This window comes from Pseudarthrobacter sulfonivorans, from assembly GCF_001484605.1.
In the GTDB taxonomy this organism is placed as follows: domain Bacteria; phylum Actinomycetota; class Actinomycetes; order Actinomycetales; family Micrococcaceae; genus Arthrobacter; species Arthrobacter sulfonivorans_A.
Genome location: NZ_CP013747.1, coordinates 1,888,463 through 1,903,230 on the forward strand (window position 1 = coordinate 1,888,463; position 14,768 = coordinate 1,903,230).

General features: G+C 66.8%; 14 protein-coding genes. 3 read left to right on the forward strand and 11 right to left on the reverse strand.

Going from position 1 to position 14,768, the window contains the following annotated elements; genetic code table 11:
* The first annotated feature begins 119 nt into the window (after positions 1-119).
* The gene (locus tag AU252_RS08355) at positions 120-1,199 is read left to right on the forward strand and encodes an FUSC family protein (RefSeq protein ID WP_058932834.1); all 1,080 of its coding nucleotides are present in this window, start codon (positions 120-122) and stop codon (positions 1,197-1,199) included.
* On the opposite strand, the gene AU252_RS08360 is transcribed toward AU252_RS08355, so the two are convergent.
* Together AU252_RS08360 and AU252_RS08365 are read right to left on the reverse strand one after the other, a co-directional pair.
* The gene (locus AU252_RS08360; RefSeq protein WP_058930314.1) at positions 1,165-1,932 is read right to left on the reverse strand and encodes an SDR family NAD(P)-dependent oxidoreductase; all 768 of its coding nucleotides are present in this window, start codon (positions 1,930-1,932) and stop codon (positions 1,165-1,167) included. The two genes, AU252_RS08355 and AU252_RS08360, sit on opposite strands and share 35 nt — an antisense overlap.
* 18 nt (positions 1,933-1,950) lie before the next feature.
* Positions 1,951-2,307 (reverse strand): VOC family protein, encoded by a 357-nt coding sequence (locus AU252_RS08365; protein WP_058930315.1) that lies wholly within the window; start codon positions 2,305-2,307, stop codon positions 1,951-1,953.
* Positions 2,308-2,515: 208 nt separating this feature from the next.
* Here AU252_RS08365 and AU252_RS08370 point away from each other — a divergent pair, with 208 nt between their 5' ends.
* Both AU252_RS08370 and AU252_RS08375 read left to right on the forward strand, forming a co-directional pair.
* A complete protein-coding gene (locus tag AU252_RS08370; protein ID WP_058930316.1) occupies positions 2,516-2,935 on the forward strand; it encodes a YciI family protein in 420 nt (139 codons plus the stop codon).
* Between the two features lie 21 nt (positions 2,936-2,956).
* On the forward strand, positions 2,957-4,204 hold the full coding sequence (locus AU252_RS08375) for an RNA polymerase sigma factor (RefSeq protein WP_083510317.1): 1,248 nt from the start codon (positions 2,957-2,959) through the stop codon (positions 4,202-4,204).
* 102 nt (positions 4,205-4,306) lie between these two features.
* Here the strand turns inward: AU252_RS08375 and AU252_RS08380 are convergent, their stop codons facing one another.
* From AU252_RS08380 to AU252_RS08420, 9 genes are all read right to left on the reverse strand, one after another.
* On the reverse strand, positions 4,307-6,172 hold the full coding sequence (locus tag AU252_RS08380) for an IucA/IucC family protein (protein ID WP_058932835.1): 1,866 nt from the start codon (positions 6,170-6,172) through the stop codon (positions 4,307-4,309).
* An 80-nt stretch (positions 6,173-6,252) separates the two neighbouring features.
* Positions 6,253-6,846 carry a GNAT family N-acetyltransferase gene (locus AU252_RS08385; protein WP_058930318.1) on the reverse strand — a complete coding sequence of 198 codons (594 nt, stop codon included), beginning with the start codon at positions 6,844-6,846 and terminating at the stop codon, positions 6,253-6,255.
* Positions 6,843-8,258: a lysine N(6)-hydroxylase/L-ornithine N(5)-oxygenase family protein gene (locus AU252_RS08390; RefSeq protein ID WP_058930319.1), complete on the reverse strand. Its 1,416-nt coding sequence runs from the start codon at positions 8,256-8,258 to the stop codon at positions 6,843-6,845. Before AU252_RS08390 ends, AU252_RS08385 begins: the two co-directional genes overlap by 4 nt.
* Complete coding sequence (locus AU252_RS08395) at positions 8,255-9,901, reverse strand: pyridoxal phosphate-dependent decarboxylase family protein (protein ID WP_058932836.1); 1,647 nt, start codon at positions 9,899-9,901, stop codon at positions 8,255-8,257. The genes AU252_RS08390 and AU252_RS08395 overlap by 4 nt, the downstream gene beginning before the upstream one ends.
* Before the next feature lie 267 nt (positions 9,902-10,168).
* Positions 10,169-10,498, reverse strand: coding sequence for a GNAT family N-acetyltransferase (locus AU252_RS08400; protein WP_058930320.1), 330 nt, complete (start codon positions 10,496-10,498; stop codon positions 10,169-10,171).
* Positions 10,495-11,859: an acyltransferase family protein gene (locus AU252_RS08405; RefSeq protein WP_430929472.1), complete on the reverse strand. Its 1,365-nt coding sequence runs from the start codon at positions 11,857-11,859 to the stop codon at positions 10,495-10,497. Before AU252_RS08405 ends, AU252_RS08400 begins: the two co-directional genes overlap by 4 nt.
* A 135-nt stretch (positions 11,860-11,994) precedes the next feature.
* Positions 11,995-12,399, reverse strand: coding sequence for a DUF1304 domain-containing protein (locus AU252_RS08410; protein ID WP_058930321.1), 405 nt, complete (start codon positions 12,397-12,399; stop codon positions 11,995-11,997).
* Between the two features lie 35 nt (positions 12,400-12,434).
* Complete coding sequence (locus AU252_RS08415; protein ID WP_058930322.1) at positions 12,435-13,286, reverse strand: class II fructose-bisphosphate aldolase; 852 nt, start codon at positions 13,284-13,286, stop codon at positions 12,435-12,437.
* Positions 13,286-14,752 (reverse strand): GntP family transporter, encoded by a 1,467-nt coding sequence (locus AU252_RS08420; protein ID WP_058930323.1) that lies wholly within the window; start codon positions 14,750-14,752, stop codon positions 13,286-13,288. The genes AU252_RS08415 and AU252_RS08420 overlap by 1 nt, the downstream gene beginning before the upstream one ends.
* Positions 14,753-14,768: the final 16 nt, after the last annotated feature.

Here is a 14,768-nt window from a genome sequence, read left to right on the forward strand (position 1 = left end):
GTGCCCGGCGCCGCCCTTCCGGCCGTGCCCACGCGACGCCCTGTGACCCAGCTAATGGTGGCCATTCCGGGGTTCTGCTAATTTTCGAACAAGGGCTTGATTGATAGGTGGTGTTGGCTGTGCGCAGAGTCATGGTGCATGCCCGCACCCTGCACGCTCTGGGCCCGGCGAACAACGACCGGCTCTCGGCCGTTCGGGTTGCCCTCAGCGTGGCAGTGCCCTCCCTGGTGCTCCTGGCCATCGGCCGTCCCGAGCTGACCATGTACGCGGTATTCGGTGCCCTGACCGGCATGTATGGACGCTCGGAATCCCACCAGCTTCGCCTCAAGCATCAGGCGCAGGCTGCAGTGGTCCTGGTCAGCGGCATCACGGTAGGCGTGTTCCTGTCCGTCAACCACCTCCACTCCTGGTGGCTGGTGCTGGTTGAGGCCGTGCTGGCCGGTGCCGGTTCCCTGTTCTCGGACAAGGTGCGGCTCAAGCCGAACGGACCGTTCTTCGGCATCCTGGCACTGGGCGCCTGCGCCTCCGTCCCAACGAACGTGCCGTTCCTGACGGCCGTGCTGATCGGTGCGGCCTCTGCCGCGTTCTCGATCCTGGTGGGCTTCGCCGGCTGGCTGCGGGTCCGGGCCTGGCAGGCCGGTGCCGTGCGGGATGCTCCGCGTCTCAGCGGTGAACTCCGGCAGGCCGCGCTGGTGCACGCCACCCGCTATGTCCTGGCCGTCGGTGTGGCCGGAATCTGCGGCGTCCTGAGCGGCAGCGGCCACCCGCACTGGGCCATGGCCGCGGCCGCCGTCCCGCTCGCGGGGGCCGACCTGCCCAGCCGCGTCCACCGCGGGATCCACCGCATCGTGGGGACGTTCGTCGGTTTGGCGTTGGTCGCCGTCGTACTTTTCCCGGGGCCATTGTCCCCGCTGCAGTATTTCCCCGGCCACACCGCCGCCGTGCTGGCGCTGCTGGTGATCGCATTCCAGTTCCCCACCGAACTCTTCATGGCGCGGCACTACGGCTGGGCCATGGTCTTCTTCACGCCGGTGATCGTGCTCATGACGCAGCTTGCCGCGCCCGTGGACCCGGGCTTGCTGGTCACCGAACGCGCGGTGGAGACCTTTGTGGGCGCCGTGATCGGTATCGCCGTGGTGGTGGCCGTCCGTGCGCCGCGGAGGGCTACTGCTTCGGACGCCGCGGCGGTCCGGACGTAAACCGCGCCGGCAGCACGCGCGAGATGGCGGCGACCAGTTTGTAGCGTTTGGTGGGGATCGAAACGCCCTTCCCGCGGGCGTTGTCGGCGAGGCCGTCCCGGACCACCAGGTCCGCCCGCAGCCACAGCCAGCGCGGGGCGACCGATTTGTCCATGCCCATGCGGTCGTGAAATTCGGTGTGCGTGAATCCGGGGCACAGCGCCGTGACGTGCACGCCTCTCGGTCCGTAGGCCAGGTTGGCCCAGCGGCTGAAGATGACCTGCCAGCCTTTCGCAGCCGAGTAGCTGCCGCGGTTGGCGAAAGCCGACACGCTGGCAACGTTGATGATCCGGCCGGAGCGCCGCTCCAGCATCCCCTGCAGGGCAGCATGGCAGAGCTCCATGGGGGTCTGTACGTGCAGGCGAAGGTGCCTTTTCTCGTCCTCCAAGGAATTTTTTTCGAACGAATGCAGCAGCCCGATCCCCGCATTGTTCACCAGGACTTCAACCGGCCGTGCAGCGTCCGTGAGGCGCCCGACGACGGCGGCCACACCGGCGTCGTCCGTCAGGTCGGCGGGCAGCACCTCAGTGGAAACGCTGTAATCACGCTCGAGTTCGTCAGCGATCTGCTGGAGCCGGGCGGCGTCGCGGGCCACCAGCACCATGTGGTGGCCTTCCTGCGCGAGCTGGCGGGCGAACTCCGCTCCCAGCCCTGCGGTTGCCCCTGTTACGAGCGCCGTGGTGGGTGTTTCCATGCGCCCAGACTAGCCGTGTTACGGCGCCGGCGGCTGGTGCAGGCCGAAGGTTGAGCCCTGATCGTCCTTGCAGAGCTTGAATCTTCCGTACTCCGCCGGGTCCTCGTCGCCCAGTTCCGCTCTTTCCGTCGAGCCGCCAAGTTCACGCACCCGGGCCAGGGCGGCGTCCATGTCGTCCACCCGGAAGAACAGGTAAGGCACCGCGCCCTTGTCTCCGCCGTGCAGCCCGCCGGGGATGCCGGGGGTGCCGATTATGGACCCGCCCTCGTCGGACGGTCCGGGGCTGAAGTCCCAGCCGAAGAGCGCGCCGTAGAACGCCCTGCCCCGTTCGGGATCTTCGACGCCGATTTCAAAGAACGCTGGTTCGCCGGCCATGGCTTCTCCTTGTCTCGTGGGGTCAGGCGGGTCGAGTGCGGTCCATCGGACGACCCCACCCTAGACCTGCCCGGCACCCCGGTCCAGAGCCAGCCTGCCGTTCAGAGTTCGGAAAAAAGTCCTGGGTTTGTGTCGATCCGGTCTCGCGCCGTTCGACCTATGGATGAGAAGGTCGAAGGGCGACCTTCCACAAACCAAGGAGTACGTGATGGCCAAGTACATGTTGATTATGCGGGAAACCGAAGAGTCCCTCGCGAAGTTCACGGACGTCGACTTCGACGAGGCGATGAACGCCATGGGCAAGTTCAATGACGAACTGATCCACGCCGGCGTCCTGCTGGCGGCCGAGGGCCTGGAGGATCCGAAGGAGGGCGTTGTGGTCGACTTCACCGGCGAAACACCGGTGGTCACCGACGGCCCCTACGGAGAAACCAAGGAACTGTTCGGCGGCTTCTACATCCTCGATGTGGCGTCGAAGCAGGAAGCCATCGAGTGGGCGAAGCGGGCGCCGCTCACGGCCGGCCGCAAGACCGAAATCCGCCGCGTGCCCACCATCGACGAGTTCCCGCAGGACAACGAATGGATCCAGAAGGAACGCGCCTGGCGCGAGCAGACCGGGCAGCTGTGACCGGGTAGCGCTGACCCGACGGTGAGTGGTGCTGAGGCGCGGGGCGCCGTCGAGGCGGTGTGGCGGATGGAGTCTGCCCGCATCGTCGGCGCCCTGGCCCGCTATACAGGCGACTTCCCGCTGGCCGAGGATCTCGCCCAGGAGGCCCTCGCCGAGGCACTCGTCTCGTGGTCCGTCAACGGTGTACCCGCCGAACCCGCCGGCTGGCTCCTCACCACAGGCCGCCGTCGTGCGATTGATACGTTCCGGCGGCGGGCGGCGCGGGACGAAAAGTACGCCCTGCTGGCCAGCGACCTCGCGGCGGAGGAGCCAGGAGCGGACGCCTTGTTCGACCCCGAGGCGATCGACGACGACGTGCTCGCCCTGATGTTCATCTCCTGCCATCCGGTGCTGGCCAAGGAAGCCCGGATCGCGTTGACGCTGCGCGTAGTGGGCGGCCTGGGCAGCGACGAGATTGCCAAGGCTTTCCTGGTCCCGGTGGCGACGATCCAGGCACGCATCACCCGTGCCAAGAAGACGCTGGCCGCCGCGCAGGTGCCTTTCGCGGTGCCTGAGCCGCACGAGCGGGCTGAACGGCTCGGCTCGGTGCTCAACGTCATCTACCTGATCTTCACGGAGGGCTCGTTTGCCTCGGGCGGCGCGGAGTGGATCCGCACGGACCTGGCCGGCGAAGCCCGCCGCCTTGCCCGGGTGCTGGTGCAGATCTCGCCGGAGCCCGAGGTGTTCGGGCTGATTGCGCTGATGGAACTTACCGCTGCGCGGTTCCCGGCCCGGCTCGACGCGTCGGGCCGCCCGGTGCTTCTGGAAGACCAGGACCGACGGCGGTGGGACCAGGCCGCGATCCGGCGCGGACGTGCGGCGCTGGCGCGGGCCGCGGGATCCGGACGCGGGTTGGGTGCGTACGGTCTCCAGGCTTCCATCGCTGAGTGCCACGCGGTGGCTCATTCGGTTGCCGAGACGGACTGGCAGCGGATCGTCATCCTCTACGAAGCCCTCGGCCGGCTGGCCCCGTCCCCCGTCATCGAACTCAACCGAGCGGTCGCCGTCGCGATGGCCTCCGGCCCGGCGGACGGACTGGAGCTGGTGGAGGCGATCGCCGCACGCGGAGAACTGGCGGGCTCGCACCTTCTTCCCGCGGTCCGTGGCGAGATGCTCACCCGGCTCGGCAGGCGCGACGACGCACGGTCCGCACTCCTGCAGGCCGTGGCGCTGTGCGGGAACGCCGCCGAGCGCGCGGTGCTGCAGCGCAAGGTGGACGAGCTCAGCTGACCCGGGGGTGGGCCGCGGTCCAGCACCGAGCGCGAACGGACACTTGAGGCCCCGCCGCGCAGGGCCTCAAGTGTCCGTTCGCGCCAGATCAACTGCGTTGGATCAACAGCCGGCAGCGAACCTGGCGAGCGGGTTGGCGAGCCGGCCGGCCATCTGCAACCCGCCGGACGGGTCCGTGAGGTCAAGCATCTGCTGGTTGTTCCGCAGCTGCAGCCGGTTCAGGCACGACAGTTCAAAGTCAGGGGCGAACAGGTCGTGGCGGGCGAACTGGTCCGCCAGCTCCGGGTGTTCAGCCTGGTAGTCCTGGATGACCCGCGCGGCCGTGCCCCAGAACTCCTCCTCGCCGAGTTTCCCGTCCTCCACCAGCAGGGCACCGAGGAAGCGGAAGATGCAGTCGAATACATCCGTATAGATGGCCAGCACCTTTTCGCCGTCAGGGATATCAACCTGGATCCTCGATACCTCCTCGGGCAGGTCCAGCCGGCGCCCCATCACCACGATTTCCTCGGCGATGTCCTTCATCACCGCACGGACGGGCACACCGTTATCCAGCACGAGGATCACGTTCTCGCCATGCGGCATAAAGGCGAGTTCGTACCGGTAGAGGCAGTGGACCAACGGGACGAGGTAGGCCTCGAAGTAGCGGCGCAGCCATTCGGAAGGCTCCAGTCCGGAGCGCTCAATCAGGGCAGACACCATCGGTTTGCCGGTCGAATCGACGTGCAGCAGGGACGCCATGGTGGCAAGCTGCTGGCCGTCCTCCAGCAGCGGGAGCGGACTTTCCCTCCACAGCGCGGACAGCATCTTCCGGTACGGCGAGCCCTTGGCGGACGCGGCCTCGTAGTAGCCGTTGTGGTAGCCGATGGCAGCGATCTCGCTGATCATGGCCAGTCCGCGTTTCTGCAGGGCTTCGTCTGACCTGATCAGGTCCTGCAGCCAGTCGTTGATGGCGGGGGTTGCCTTCATGTACTGCGGCGAGAGTCCCCGCATAAAGCCCATGTTCAGTACGGACATCGCCGTCTTGACGTAGCTCTTGGCGGGCGCGGCCGTGTTGAAGAACGTGCGGATCGACTGCTGGGCCTGGTAACTGTCTGCGCCGGTCCCCAGATGGATGATGTGCTGCTGGGCGATTTCGGCAGCGAACGTGACAGTGAGCTTGTTCTCCCACTGCCACGGATGCACCGGCATCAGGAAGTACTGGGCGGGGTCCACACCCTGGGCGGTGAATTCGGTGTCAAAGGACTGCAGCGCGGCGGCGCCGAGCTCGGCCTCCAGGTGGGCGCGGTAGTCCAGTCCGGCGCTGGCGGTGAAGACAGCCTTGCTGCGGTGGACCCCGATCCATTCCAGGCGGACGGGGGCTCCGGTCTCCGGCGCGAACGCCCGGTAGTCACTGATGCCGAACCCCAGCCTGCCGTTGTTGGCCACAAAACAGGGGTGGCCCTCCGTCATGCTGCGTTCGATGGCCTGGAAATCGGCGGCGGGGTCCGTGCCGCCGGTGACTCCTGCCGCGAGTTCCTCGGCGGACGGCTGTCCCAGCCACTGCTTGTAGGAGTGGCTGGCCAGGGTGCTGCTGATCTCTTCAAGGTAGACCGGGAGCATCTCCTCGCGGATGCCCAGAGTGCCCCTGAACTCGGTGATGAAACGCAGGGCGTCCGGGGCCGCATCCTCGCCGCTGCGTGTGCAGTGGATGGAAGCGGCGTCCACCGACCAGTGCTCCAGCTCAAGCACGCGGGCCGTGAACGAGTACGCCGTGAGGCCGTCGTCGCTGCGGACCACGTACACCGCGGGCTCGTCCGGACCCGTGGCACCCCTGCCGGAGCCCAGGCGCTGCGGCTCCAGGATGCGTTCGTGCAGGAATTCTGCAAGCGCCTTGCGAACCAGGTGGCGGTTGGCCGCCGCCCAGCGTTCGGGTGCGAGGTGGGGAACGGTGTTGGCGGTGCTGTCCGGCCTGTCGGCGGCGACGCCAATGACAGAGGCAGTGTCAATGTCGGCGGGGTCAATAACGGGGGCGGATTCCCGCACGACGGCGGGGTCCAGCTCGATGATGGTCACAGTGATGCTCCCTGGAGGATCGGGGTGGAAAGGTCATGGGAATGGACTCGAGGGTGGCCCAGGGCTGCGCGGGCGGCGAGGTAGTCCTGGCGTGTGCAGAAGCTGAGCAGCGCTTCCTTGTCCGGCAGGGTGACAACCCCCGCCGGCTGGAAGCCCAGCCGCTCGTTGAGCACATGGATCTTGGAGTTCCTGGCGTCTGGTTCAACCACCACGCGTTCCACGCCCGGTTTTTCGAACAACCGCTCCAGCACGGCATCCATCACCGCGGCCGTGTACCCCGGTTGGGGATCTCCCGACGGCGGCGCCACCAGCAGGTGCATGCCGATGTCGCCCTCCTGCACGGCATAGATCGCGGCCAGCGGCGAGGCGGCTGGCAGGTATTCCTCCATCAGGAAGGCGGGGACGCCGTCGTCGTTGATCCCCAGCAAGGCGTGGTGATGCCCCGTTGCCTGGATTTTCGAGTACTCCTCCACAACGCCGTCAACTGTGGAGGACAGCATCCCCCAGAACGACGCGTACGGCTGGGTGACCCAGCTGTGGAGGAGGGGTGCATCGGCCGCGGCGTCAACACAGCGGAACGTGAAACTCATGCGGACACCTCCACCGTCTGGGTGGGAGCCGGCTCGGCGCTGCGTCCGGCCGGACCGGAGACTGAAGCGGAGACCGGGCCGGCAGCAGTCGGAACACTATCCGGCGCGCCGAACTGCTGGAACGCGATGCTGCGCTCCACGGGATAAACCTCGCGGCCGGTGATCTCACGCAGGATGCACGAGTTGCGGTAGGCGGCCATGCCCAGGTCCGGGGTGACAAAGCCGTGCGTGTGCAGCTCGGCGTTCTGGACGAAAAGTTCGCCAGGTTCGACGCCGGTGCTGTAGTTGCGCGCCACGGCGAACCGGCCGGCGGAGTCCCTGGCAATCCGGTCCTGGATGCCCGCCAGGAAGTCCGGCTCCCGGTAGGTGTAACCGGTGGCCAGGACCACGGCGTCGCTGTCCAGCACATAATCCGAGCCCTGTTCCTCGTGCCGGAGCTGCAGCGTGTGGGAACCGGTGGCCTGATCCCAAGCGCCGCCGGTGAGCGACGAATGGGTCAGGAGCTGGGTGTCCACCATGCCGGAGAGGCTCTTCGTGTACAGGAGGTCGTAGATGGCGTCGATCAGCTCGGAGTTGATGCCTTTGTACAGGTTCTTCTGGCTCTTGATGAGTCCGTCGCGTTGGTCCTGGGGCAGCCCATGGAAGTAGTCCACGTACTCCGGCGAGGTCATCTCCAGGGTGAGCTTGGTGTACTCCAGCGGGAAGAACCGCCCGGACCGGGTGACCCAGTTCAGCTGGTAACCGTAGGTGTCCATGTCTTGCAGGAGATCGTTGTAGATTTCCGCGGCGCTCTGGCCGCTGCCCACGATGGTGATGCTCCGCTTGGCCTGCAGCTCACTCTTCCTCGACAGGTAGTCGGCGTTGTGGAGGACGAGTCCCCCGCCGCCGTTCGCAGCCGCCTCGACTATTCCGTCACAGGACGCCGGCACGTATGGCGAGGTGCCCGTGCCAAGCACGAGCCGCCGCGCCAGCAGCACCTCAGGCCCGTCCGGACCTTCCACTGAAAGGCGGTACACGCCGGCGTCGTACGTTACATCCAGCACAGCCGTGCTAAAACGGACGGACCGCAGCTGGCCGGCCACCCACTGGCAGTACTGGTTGTACTCCGCGCGCAGCGGATAGAAGTTTTCGCGGATGTAGAAGCGGTAGAGGCGGCCGGTCTGCTTGAGGAAATTCAGGAACGAATACGGCGAGGTGGGATCGGCCAGCGTCACCAGATCCGCCATGAACGGCACCTGGAGGTGGGCCGGCTCCAGCATCATGCCAGGGTGCCAGTCAAAGGATTCCCGTTGCTCCAGGAAGACGCCATCCAGCCCGTCCACCGGCTCGCTGAGGGCGGCGAGGCCCAGGTTGAAGGGTCCGACGCCGATCCCGGCGAAGTCGAAAATGCGCGGTTCGGTGGAGGTGCTCATGCGGACACCTCGCTGGTGCTGGCGCTGGCACTGTCGCTGGCCAGCAGCTGCACGCCGGTGCGGCGCAGCAGCTCGATGATCTCGCTGATGTCCTCCAGGGTTGCTTCGGCGTTGAGGAGCGTGAACTTCAGATAGTGCCTGCCGGCCACCTTCGTGCCGGCCACGACGGCCTGCCCGGACGCGAAAACCGCTGCGCGGATGGCCGGGTTGAGCGTGTCGGCCGCATCCTCGGAAAGCCGGCCGTGAGCGTCGGTGAGGCCGACATCGGCAAAACCGACGCCGGCAAGGGCAGCGGCAGTTCCGGGCACACGGGGCCGGTACCGGAAGACCAGTGTGCTGAGCTGCGGAGCGGCGGCGAGCTCAAAGTCGTCGTCGGCAGCCAGCACTGATCCCACCCGGGCGGCGAGATCGATCGCTTCATCAAACAGGGCGCCAATGGCATCCGCGCCCATGATGCGCAGGGTCAGCCACAGCTTGAGCGCGTCAAACCGCCGGGTGGTCTGGATGCTTTTGTCCACCTGGTTGGGGATCTCGGCCAGGGCGGCGCTTTCCGGGTTCAGGTAGTCGGCGTAGTAGGTGACGTGCTGGAGCATGGCGCGGTCGCGGACCAGCAGGGCGCTGGAGCTGACGGGCTGGAAGAACGTTTTGTGGAAGTCCACGGTGACGGAGTCTGCCAGGCGGGTCCCGTCCAGCAGGTGGCGGTAGCGGCCGGAAACCATCAGCCCGCCGCCGTAAGCCGCATCAACGTGGAACCAGGCACCGTAGGCGCGGGTCAGGGCGGCGAGGTCCGCGAGCGGGTCCACCGCACCGAAATCGGTGGTCCCGGCGGTGGCCACAACCGCCATCGGCACCAGCCCGGCGTCGTGCGTTTCCGCCATGGCCTCAGCGAGCGCAGCTGGGTCCATCTTGTGGTCCGCCGCGCACGGGACGGAGATGACGGCGTCGAAACCCATGCCCAGCATGGACGCGGACTTCTGGATGCTGAAGTGGCTGTCTGCTGACGTGAAAATCCGGAGCTTTTCCATCAGAGCGGGCAGCCGGAGTCCAGCGTTGGCCGGCTCCTGCCGCAGCCCGGCAACGGCGTGGTTGCGCGCGATCAGCAGCGCCTGCAGGTTGGACTGGCTGCCGCCGGAGGTGAACACGCCGTCGGCTGCCGCCCCCAGCTGCAGCCGTTCCGCGCTCCAGTCGATGAGCCGGCGTTCGATCATGGTGGCCCCGGCGCTCTGGTCCCAGGTGTCCATCGAGGAGTTCACCGCGGACAGGATGGCCTCCCCTACCAGCGCCGGGATCACCACCGGGCAGTTCAGGTGTGCCGCGTACTTCGCATCGTGGAAGTAGATGGCGTCCCGGAGGTAGACGGTCTCCAGCTCCTCCAGGGCCGCGGCGGTGTCCGGGAGCGGCTGGTCCAGGTCAACGGCGCCGATGCGCGCCTTCATTTCGTCGGGCCCGACGCCGGTAAAGGGCCGGGTGGTGCGGTCGATTTTGGTGGCCACGGCGTTGACGCCCTGCAGCACCTGCGCCACGTACCGGGTGGAGTTCCTGGTGTTGAACAGATGGTTGGTGGCAGCGAGGGCCAGCTCCACGCGGGAGCCGAAATCCTGCCCGGGCAGGGTTTCGCCCACCCGATTTTCATCCACGTACATCTCTTCAACACGGGGCAGCAGCGGCACAGTGGTCATCCTTAGTTCGACGTTGAGGTTGTCTTTAGCAAGGTAAGCCTTACTTAGGTGAACCTTTTCGTCAAACTTTAGTGACTTATTTATCTTAAGCCGCGGGAATACGGGCGTTCTTCAGGTCGCGGGCGCGTCATTGACTGGCCCCGATCGCGAAACGGGTGCAAAATACTCCGCGCGAACGGACACTTGAGGCCCTCCGGAGGGAGATTCCGGGGGCTTAAATGACCGTTCGCGCTAGTTGTCCGGCCAGTCGATGTGCTGTTCGTAGCCCTCGTGGGCACGGAGGTAGCCGGCAATGAACGGGCAATGCGGGATGATCCGTTTACCCGAAGCCACCACGTCGTCGAGCGCGAAGTGAGCCAGCACCTTGCCCAGGCCCTGGCCCTTGAAGTCCTCGACGGTGTCGGTGTGGAGGAAATCCACGTGTCCGGGCAGGTCCCGGAAGAAGGACTGGACGGCGACCTTTCCGCCCACCCGCAGCTCGTAGCGGTGATGCTCGTCATCTCTGGACAGCGAGACGTCGGGGCTGAACTTGTCCTCTGTGGAAATCATGTTCTCAGTCATGGTTCGACATTGGCACTACTTGGCCCCGCTGGCAATGGCCCGTCAGACTGGCTGCCATCGTGGGCGGCGCGTTCGGCACCGACATCGCCGGGGACACGTTCGGGCATCCGGCCCAGCAGCAGGACGGCCAACACAAAGCATGCTGCGCCGCCTCCGAGCAGGCCCAGCGTCAGGCCGTTGAGGGCAGCGTCCGCCACCGGAATGAAGACGACGACGGCGGCCGTCACCACCGCGGCGGCGGGCCGGCCGCGGGTGTGGACAGACGCCGTCGGACGTTCCTCAAGGTGGCCGAACGCGGCCAGCACCGGGAGCAGGAGGGCCACAACCCCCAGGAGGACCAGCGGCCGCGCCCACCACCATTCGGCGGTGCCTGCCGCGGGCTTGGGGAAGTCGGTGAGGAGCAGGAGCCCGGACATGGCCGCGAGCAACGGCAGGTGCCACAGGTACACGGTCATGGAGCGGCTGCCGGCAACCATGACCACCGCGCGGATCCAGCGCACCCCGGAAACCCAGCCGAGCCCCGGCCGGAAAAGCTGGAGCGCGGCAGCCTGGGACACGCCCAGGAGCAGCAGGCAGAGGTTGGGCGGGTTGAGGTTGACCAGCATATTTCCGGAGTAGAGACCCAGGCCGGTGACCAGCCCGAGCACCAGGTTGGCTGCCAGCATGAGCCCCACCAGGCCGGAGCGCGTGAGCCTGGCGAAGTAACCGTCGGCCATCAGGAAACCAAGCTGCTGCACGGCGCACCACAGGAAAACAAGATTTGCGTAGGCGAGCATGGGCAGGGCTCCGCGGAAGCAGTCGACGGCCACCACGAGTGCGGCCAGGACGGTCATGGTCAGCCAGGGCGCGCGCTCGTGGAACCGGGCCAGGAGCGGGATGTTGAGCTGGGCTGCCAGGTAGGCGGCGAGGAACCACAGGGGCATGCCGGCCCCGGTGGCCATCAACTGGACCACCTGGGGGTCCACGCCGAGCAGGAGCGCCGCCGAAAAACCCAGGAACATCACCGCCAGGAGTGCCGCCGCCGGGCGGACCAGCCGCAGCAGCCGGGCCTGGGCAAACTCTATGCCGGTGCCGCCGCGGGCCTTCAGCCGCTGCCACGACTGCAGCCCGGTGGTGCCGCCGGTTACGAAGAACAGCGGCATCACCATAAAGATCCAGATGACGGGCACAAACCAGGGCTGCTCGCCCAGCGTATTTTCCGAGGTCACGGTGCCGTCCCCTTGCAGGACGGGGCTGACCATCATGCAGTGGCCCACCACCACCAGGGCCAGGCAGACGAACCGGACAAGGTCGATCACGAGGTCGCGCTGGACCGCCTGTTCACCATGCGGGGCCGGCCCCGGCTCCTTCACACCACTCACGTGCAGTCCCTACATGCGCCGATGCTGTTGTTCACTCAATTGTCCGCCCGCGATGCGCTCCCGGCCAGAAAAGCGTGCTCCCGGCCAGAAACGGGCACAACGTCAACTCAGCAGTGGTCGCCTCAGGAGCGTCAGTCAGCCAGCAACGGCCAGCAACCCAAGCACGACGGCGAGCAACGGCGTCGTGCCTTGCAGAACCGCGGCGCGGAGGTACTTCTTCCCGCTAAGCGCCAGCACCGCTGCGGCTAGCAGCATGGAGCCGCAGCAGCTCAAGATCAGCGTCCAGCCCACCACGTGCTGCGCCGAACCGTCAGGGCCAAGCGCCACGCAGCCCACCCCGATAAACCCGCCGATGGCCAGGAACAGGTTGTAGAAACCCTGGTTGTAGGCGAGGGGTTTGGTGGTCTCGGCGTCGGCCTGGGAGGCGAGGCCGAAGCGCTTCCACGTGGCCGGCGTGGTCCAGGTGAGGGATTCCATGGTGAAGATGTACACGTGGAGCGCGGCGGCGAGGAAGGCAAAAAGCAGGGAGGCCAGGATCATGTGCTGATCCTAGCCTCCCCAAAGCTCAAGGAGCGTCAGCGGGTGAGCATGCCCAACGCCGACGTGGCGAATTCCCTGGCCGAGGTGTTCCAGTGGCCCAGCAAGCCCTGGAGGTTCTCGCCGTCGGCCCGGTGCGCCGGAAGCTGTTCCTGGAGCGTGGACAGCACGCCGGTGCGGAGCTCGGTATTGAAGTTCACTTTGCCCACGTTCATGGCGGAGGCCTTGACCAGCTCGCCCGCCGGAATGCCGGACGCGCCGTGGAGCACCAGCGGGATGTGGGTCCGCACGGCAATGTCCTGCAGTACGTCCCAGCGCAGCTGCGGCTCGCCCTTGTACTTGCCATGGACGTTGCCCACCGCAACAGCCAGCAGTTCCGCACCGGTCCGGGCCACAAAGTCTTCCACCTGCGCGGAGTCCGTCAGGCCGGCCACGGCCACACCGGCTTCGTCGGCACCGAAGGCCCGGTCTTCGTCGCCGGCCAGTCCCCCGAGTTCCGCTTCAAGCACGACGCCGGCACCCAGGGCGGCGCGGGCCGCCCGGACCAGCGCGATGTTGTCCTCATACGGAAGGGACGAACCGTCCGCGAGGACGGAATCCGCCCCCGCGGCGACGGCGTCGACCATCACCTGGAGGTCAACCGCGTGGTCAAGCTGCACCGCCACCGGAACGGACGCGCTGTCCGCCAAACCGCGGAGCGCGGCGATCAGCCGGAGTCCGTTGGGCGTAGCGGCCGTCCTGGGTGCAACCAGCAGGATGACCCCATGGCCGGCGTTTTCGGCCGCGCCCACAACAGCCAGGGCGGTGGTGAAGTCGTAGCAGGTGAATGCCGGGACGGCGGAGCCCTGCTGCAGGGCGGAGGTGACCAGGTGGTCGAGTCCGGTGCGCATCAGACGCCCAGGCCTCCCACCAGGATCCAGGCCACGTAGGTCAGGAGGAAGCCCGCCAGACCCAGGACGGTGGTCAGGACGGTCCAGGTCTTCAGGCCGTCGGACACGGTCAGGCCGTAGTAGCGCACCACGGTCCAGAAACCTGCGTCGGTCACGTGGGACAGGCCCAGGGAGCCGAAGCCGATGGCGATCACGATGACGGCGATCTGTGCCGGTGAGTAGCCGCCTTCCATCACGGCGGAGGTGAGCAGGCCGGTGGTGGTGACGATGGCGACGGTGGCCGACCCCTGGGCCGCACGCAGGGCGAGGGAGATCACGAAGCCGAGCACGATGACCGGCAGGCCAAGCTGGTCCAGCGTCTGGGACAGTGCGGCACCGATTCCGGAGGTCCGCAGCACCTCGCCGAACACGCCGCCGGCGGCAACCACCAGCAGGATGGACGCGATGGGAGGCAGGGCGCCTTCGAAGATCTCGCCGGTTTCCTTCAGCGACCAGTTGCGGCGGACCGCCAGGAGGAAGAAGGACAGGCCAACGGCCACCAGGAGGGCGAAGAACGGGTTGCCGATGAAAGCAGCCAGGCCGTACCAGGAGTTGTCCTTGGGGATGGTGAGCGTGCCCAGGGTGCCTATAAGAATCTGGAGGATGGGCGCGGCGATGAGGAAGATGATCAGGGCCGGTCGCGGCGGGGCAATGCCGACGGCACCGGGGCCCTGGTGGCCAACCTTGACCAGCGAGTCGGAACCGAATTCGTCCACTTGGGCCTTGACGCCGGGGAGGAGCTCGTACTCCTTGCGGTTCATGATGCTGGCAACCCAGTAGGAGAGGAAGCCCAGCGGGATGCAGATCAGCAGTGAAATCAGGGTGATGAGGCCGATGTCGGCACCGAATACACCGGCGCCGGCCACGATGCCCGGGTGCGGCGGAACCGCGACGTGGATGGCGAGCATGATGCCGGCCATGGGAAGTCCGAACTTGACCGGATGCACATTGGCGATCTTTGCGAAGGCGTAGACGATCGGGACGAGCACAATGATGCCCACCTCGAAGAACACCGGGATGGCCACCAGGAAGCCGACGGCGGTGAGGGCCACGGCCACTCGCTTGGCGCCGAGCTTCTCGGTGAAGTGCGCCGCGAGCGACTGGACGCCGCCGGAAACCTCGATCATCCGGCCCAGGACGGCGCCGAGCGCGATGAGCAGGGCCACCTTGCCCATGGTTCCGCCCACGCCGCTGGCGACAACGGTGAAGACGTCCTTCAGCGGGATCTGCGAGGCCACGGCCACGGCGATGCTCACGGTCAGCAGGGCCACAAACGCCTGGATTTTGAAGCGGATGATCATCACCAGCAGGACGGCGATGCCGATCGCCGCGATGGTAAGCAGCAGCGGAGTACCCAGCTCCACCGCGGGTTTGATGGCGGGGGCGTCAGCCGCCCGCACCATCAGTGAGTTCATCAGGGGGTTCATTTTGGAGTGTCTCCTT

Coding starts and splice junctions, on each gene's coding strand:
- AU252_RS08415 (WP_058930322.1), bottom strand. CDS start 13,286: ATGCGCACCGGACTCGACCACCTGGTCACCTCCGCCCTGCAGCAGGGC.
- AU252_RS08360 (WP_058930314.1), bottom strand. CDS start 1,932: ATGGAAACACCCACCACGGCGCTCGTAACAGGGGCAACCGCAGGGCTG.
- AU252_RS08420 (WP_058930323.1), bottom strand. CDS start 14,752: ATGAACCCCCTGATGAACTCACTGATGGTGCGGGCGGCTGACGCCCCC.
- AU252_RS08390 (WP_058930319.1), bottom strand. CDS start 8,258: ATGAGCACCTCCACCGAACCGCGCATTTTCGACTTCGCCGGGATCGGC.
- AU252_RS08400 (WP_058930320.1), bottom strand. CDS start 10,498: ATGACTGAGAACATGATTTCCACAGAGGACAAGTTCAGCCCCGACGTC.
- AU252_RS08395 (WP_058932836.1), bottom strand. CDS start 9,901: ATGTACGTGGATGAAAATCGGGTGGGCGAAACCCTGCCCGGGCAGGAT.
- AU252_RS08385 (WP_058930318.1), bottom strand. CDS start 6,846: ATGAGTTTCACGTTCCGCTGTGTTGACGCCGCGGCCGATGCACCCCTC.
- AU252_RS08365 (WP_058930315.1), bottom strand. CDS start 2,307: ATGGCCGGCGAACCAGCGTTCTTTGAAATCGGCGTCGAAGATCCCGAA.
- AU252_RS08410 (WP_058930321.1), bottom strand. CDS start 12,399: ATGATCCTGGCCTCCCTGCTTTTTGCCTTCCTCGCCGCCGCGCTCCAC.
- AU252_RS08370 (WP_058930316.1), top strand. CDS start 2,516: ATGGCCAAGTACATGTTGATTATGCGGGAAACCGAAGAGTCCCTCGCG.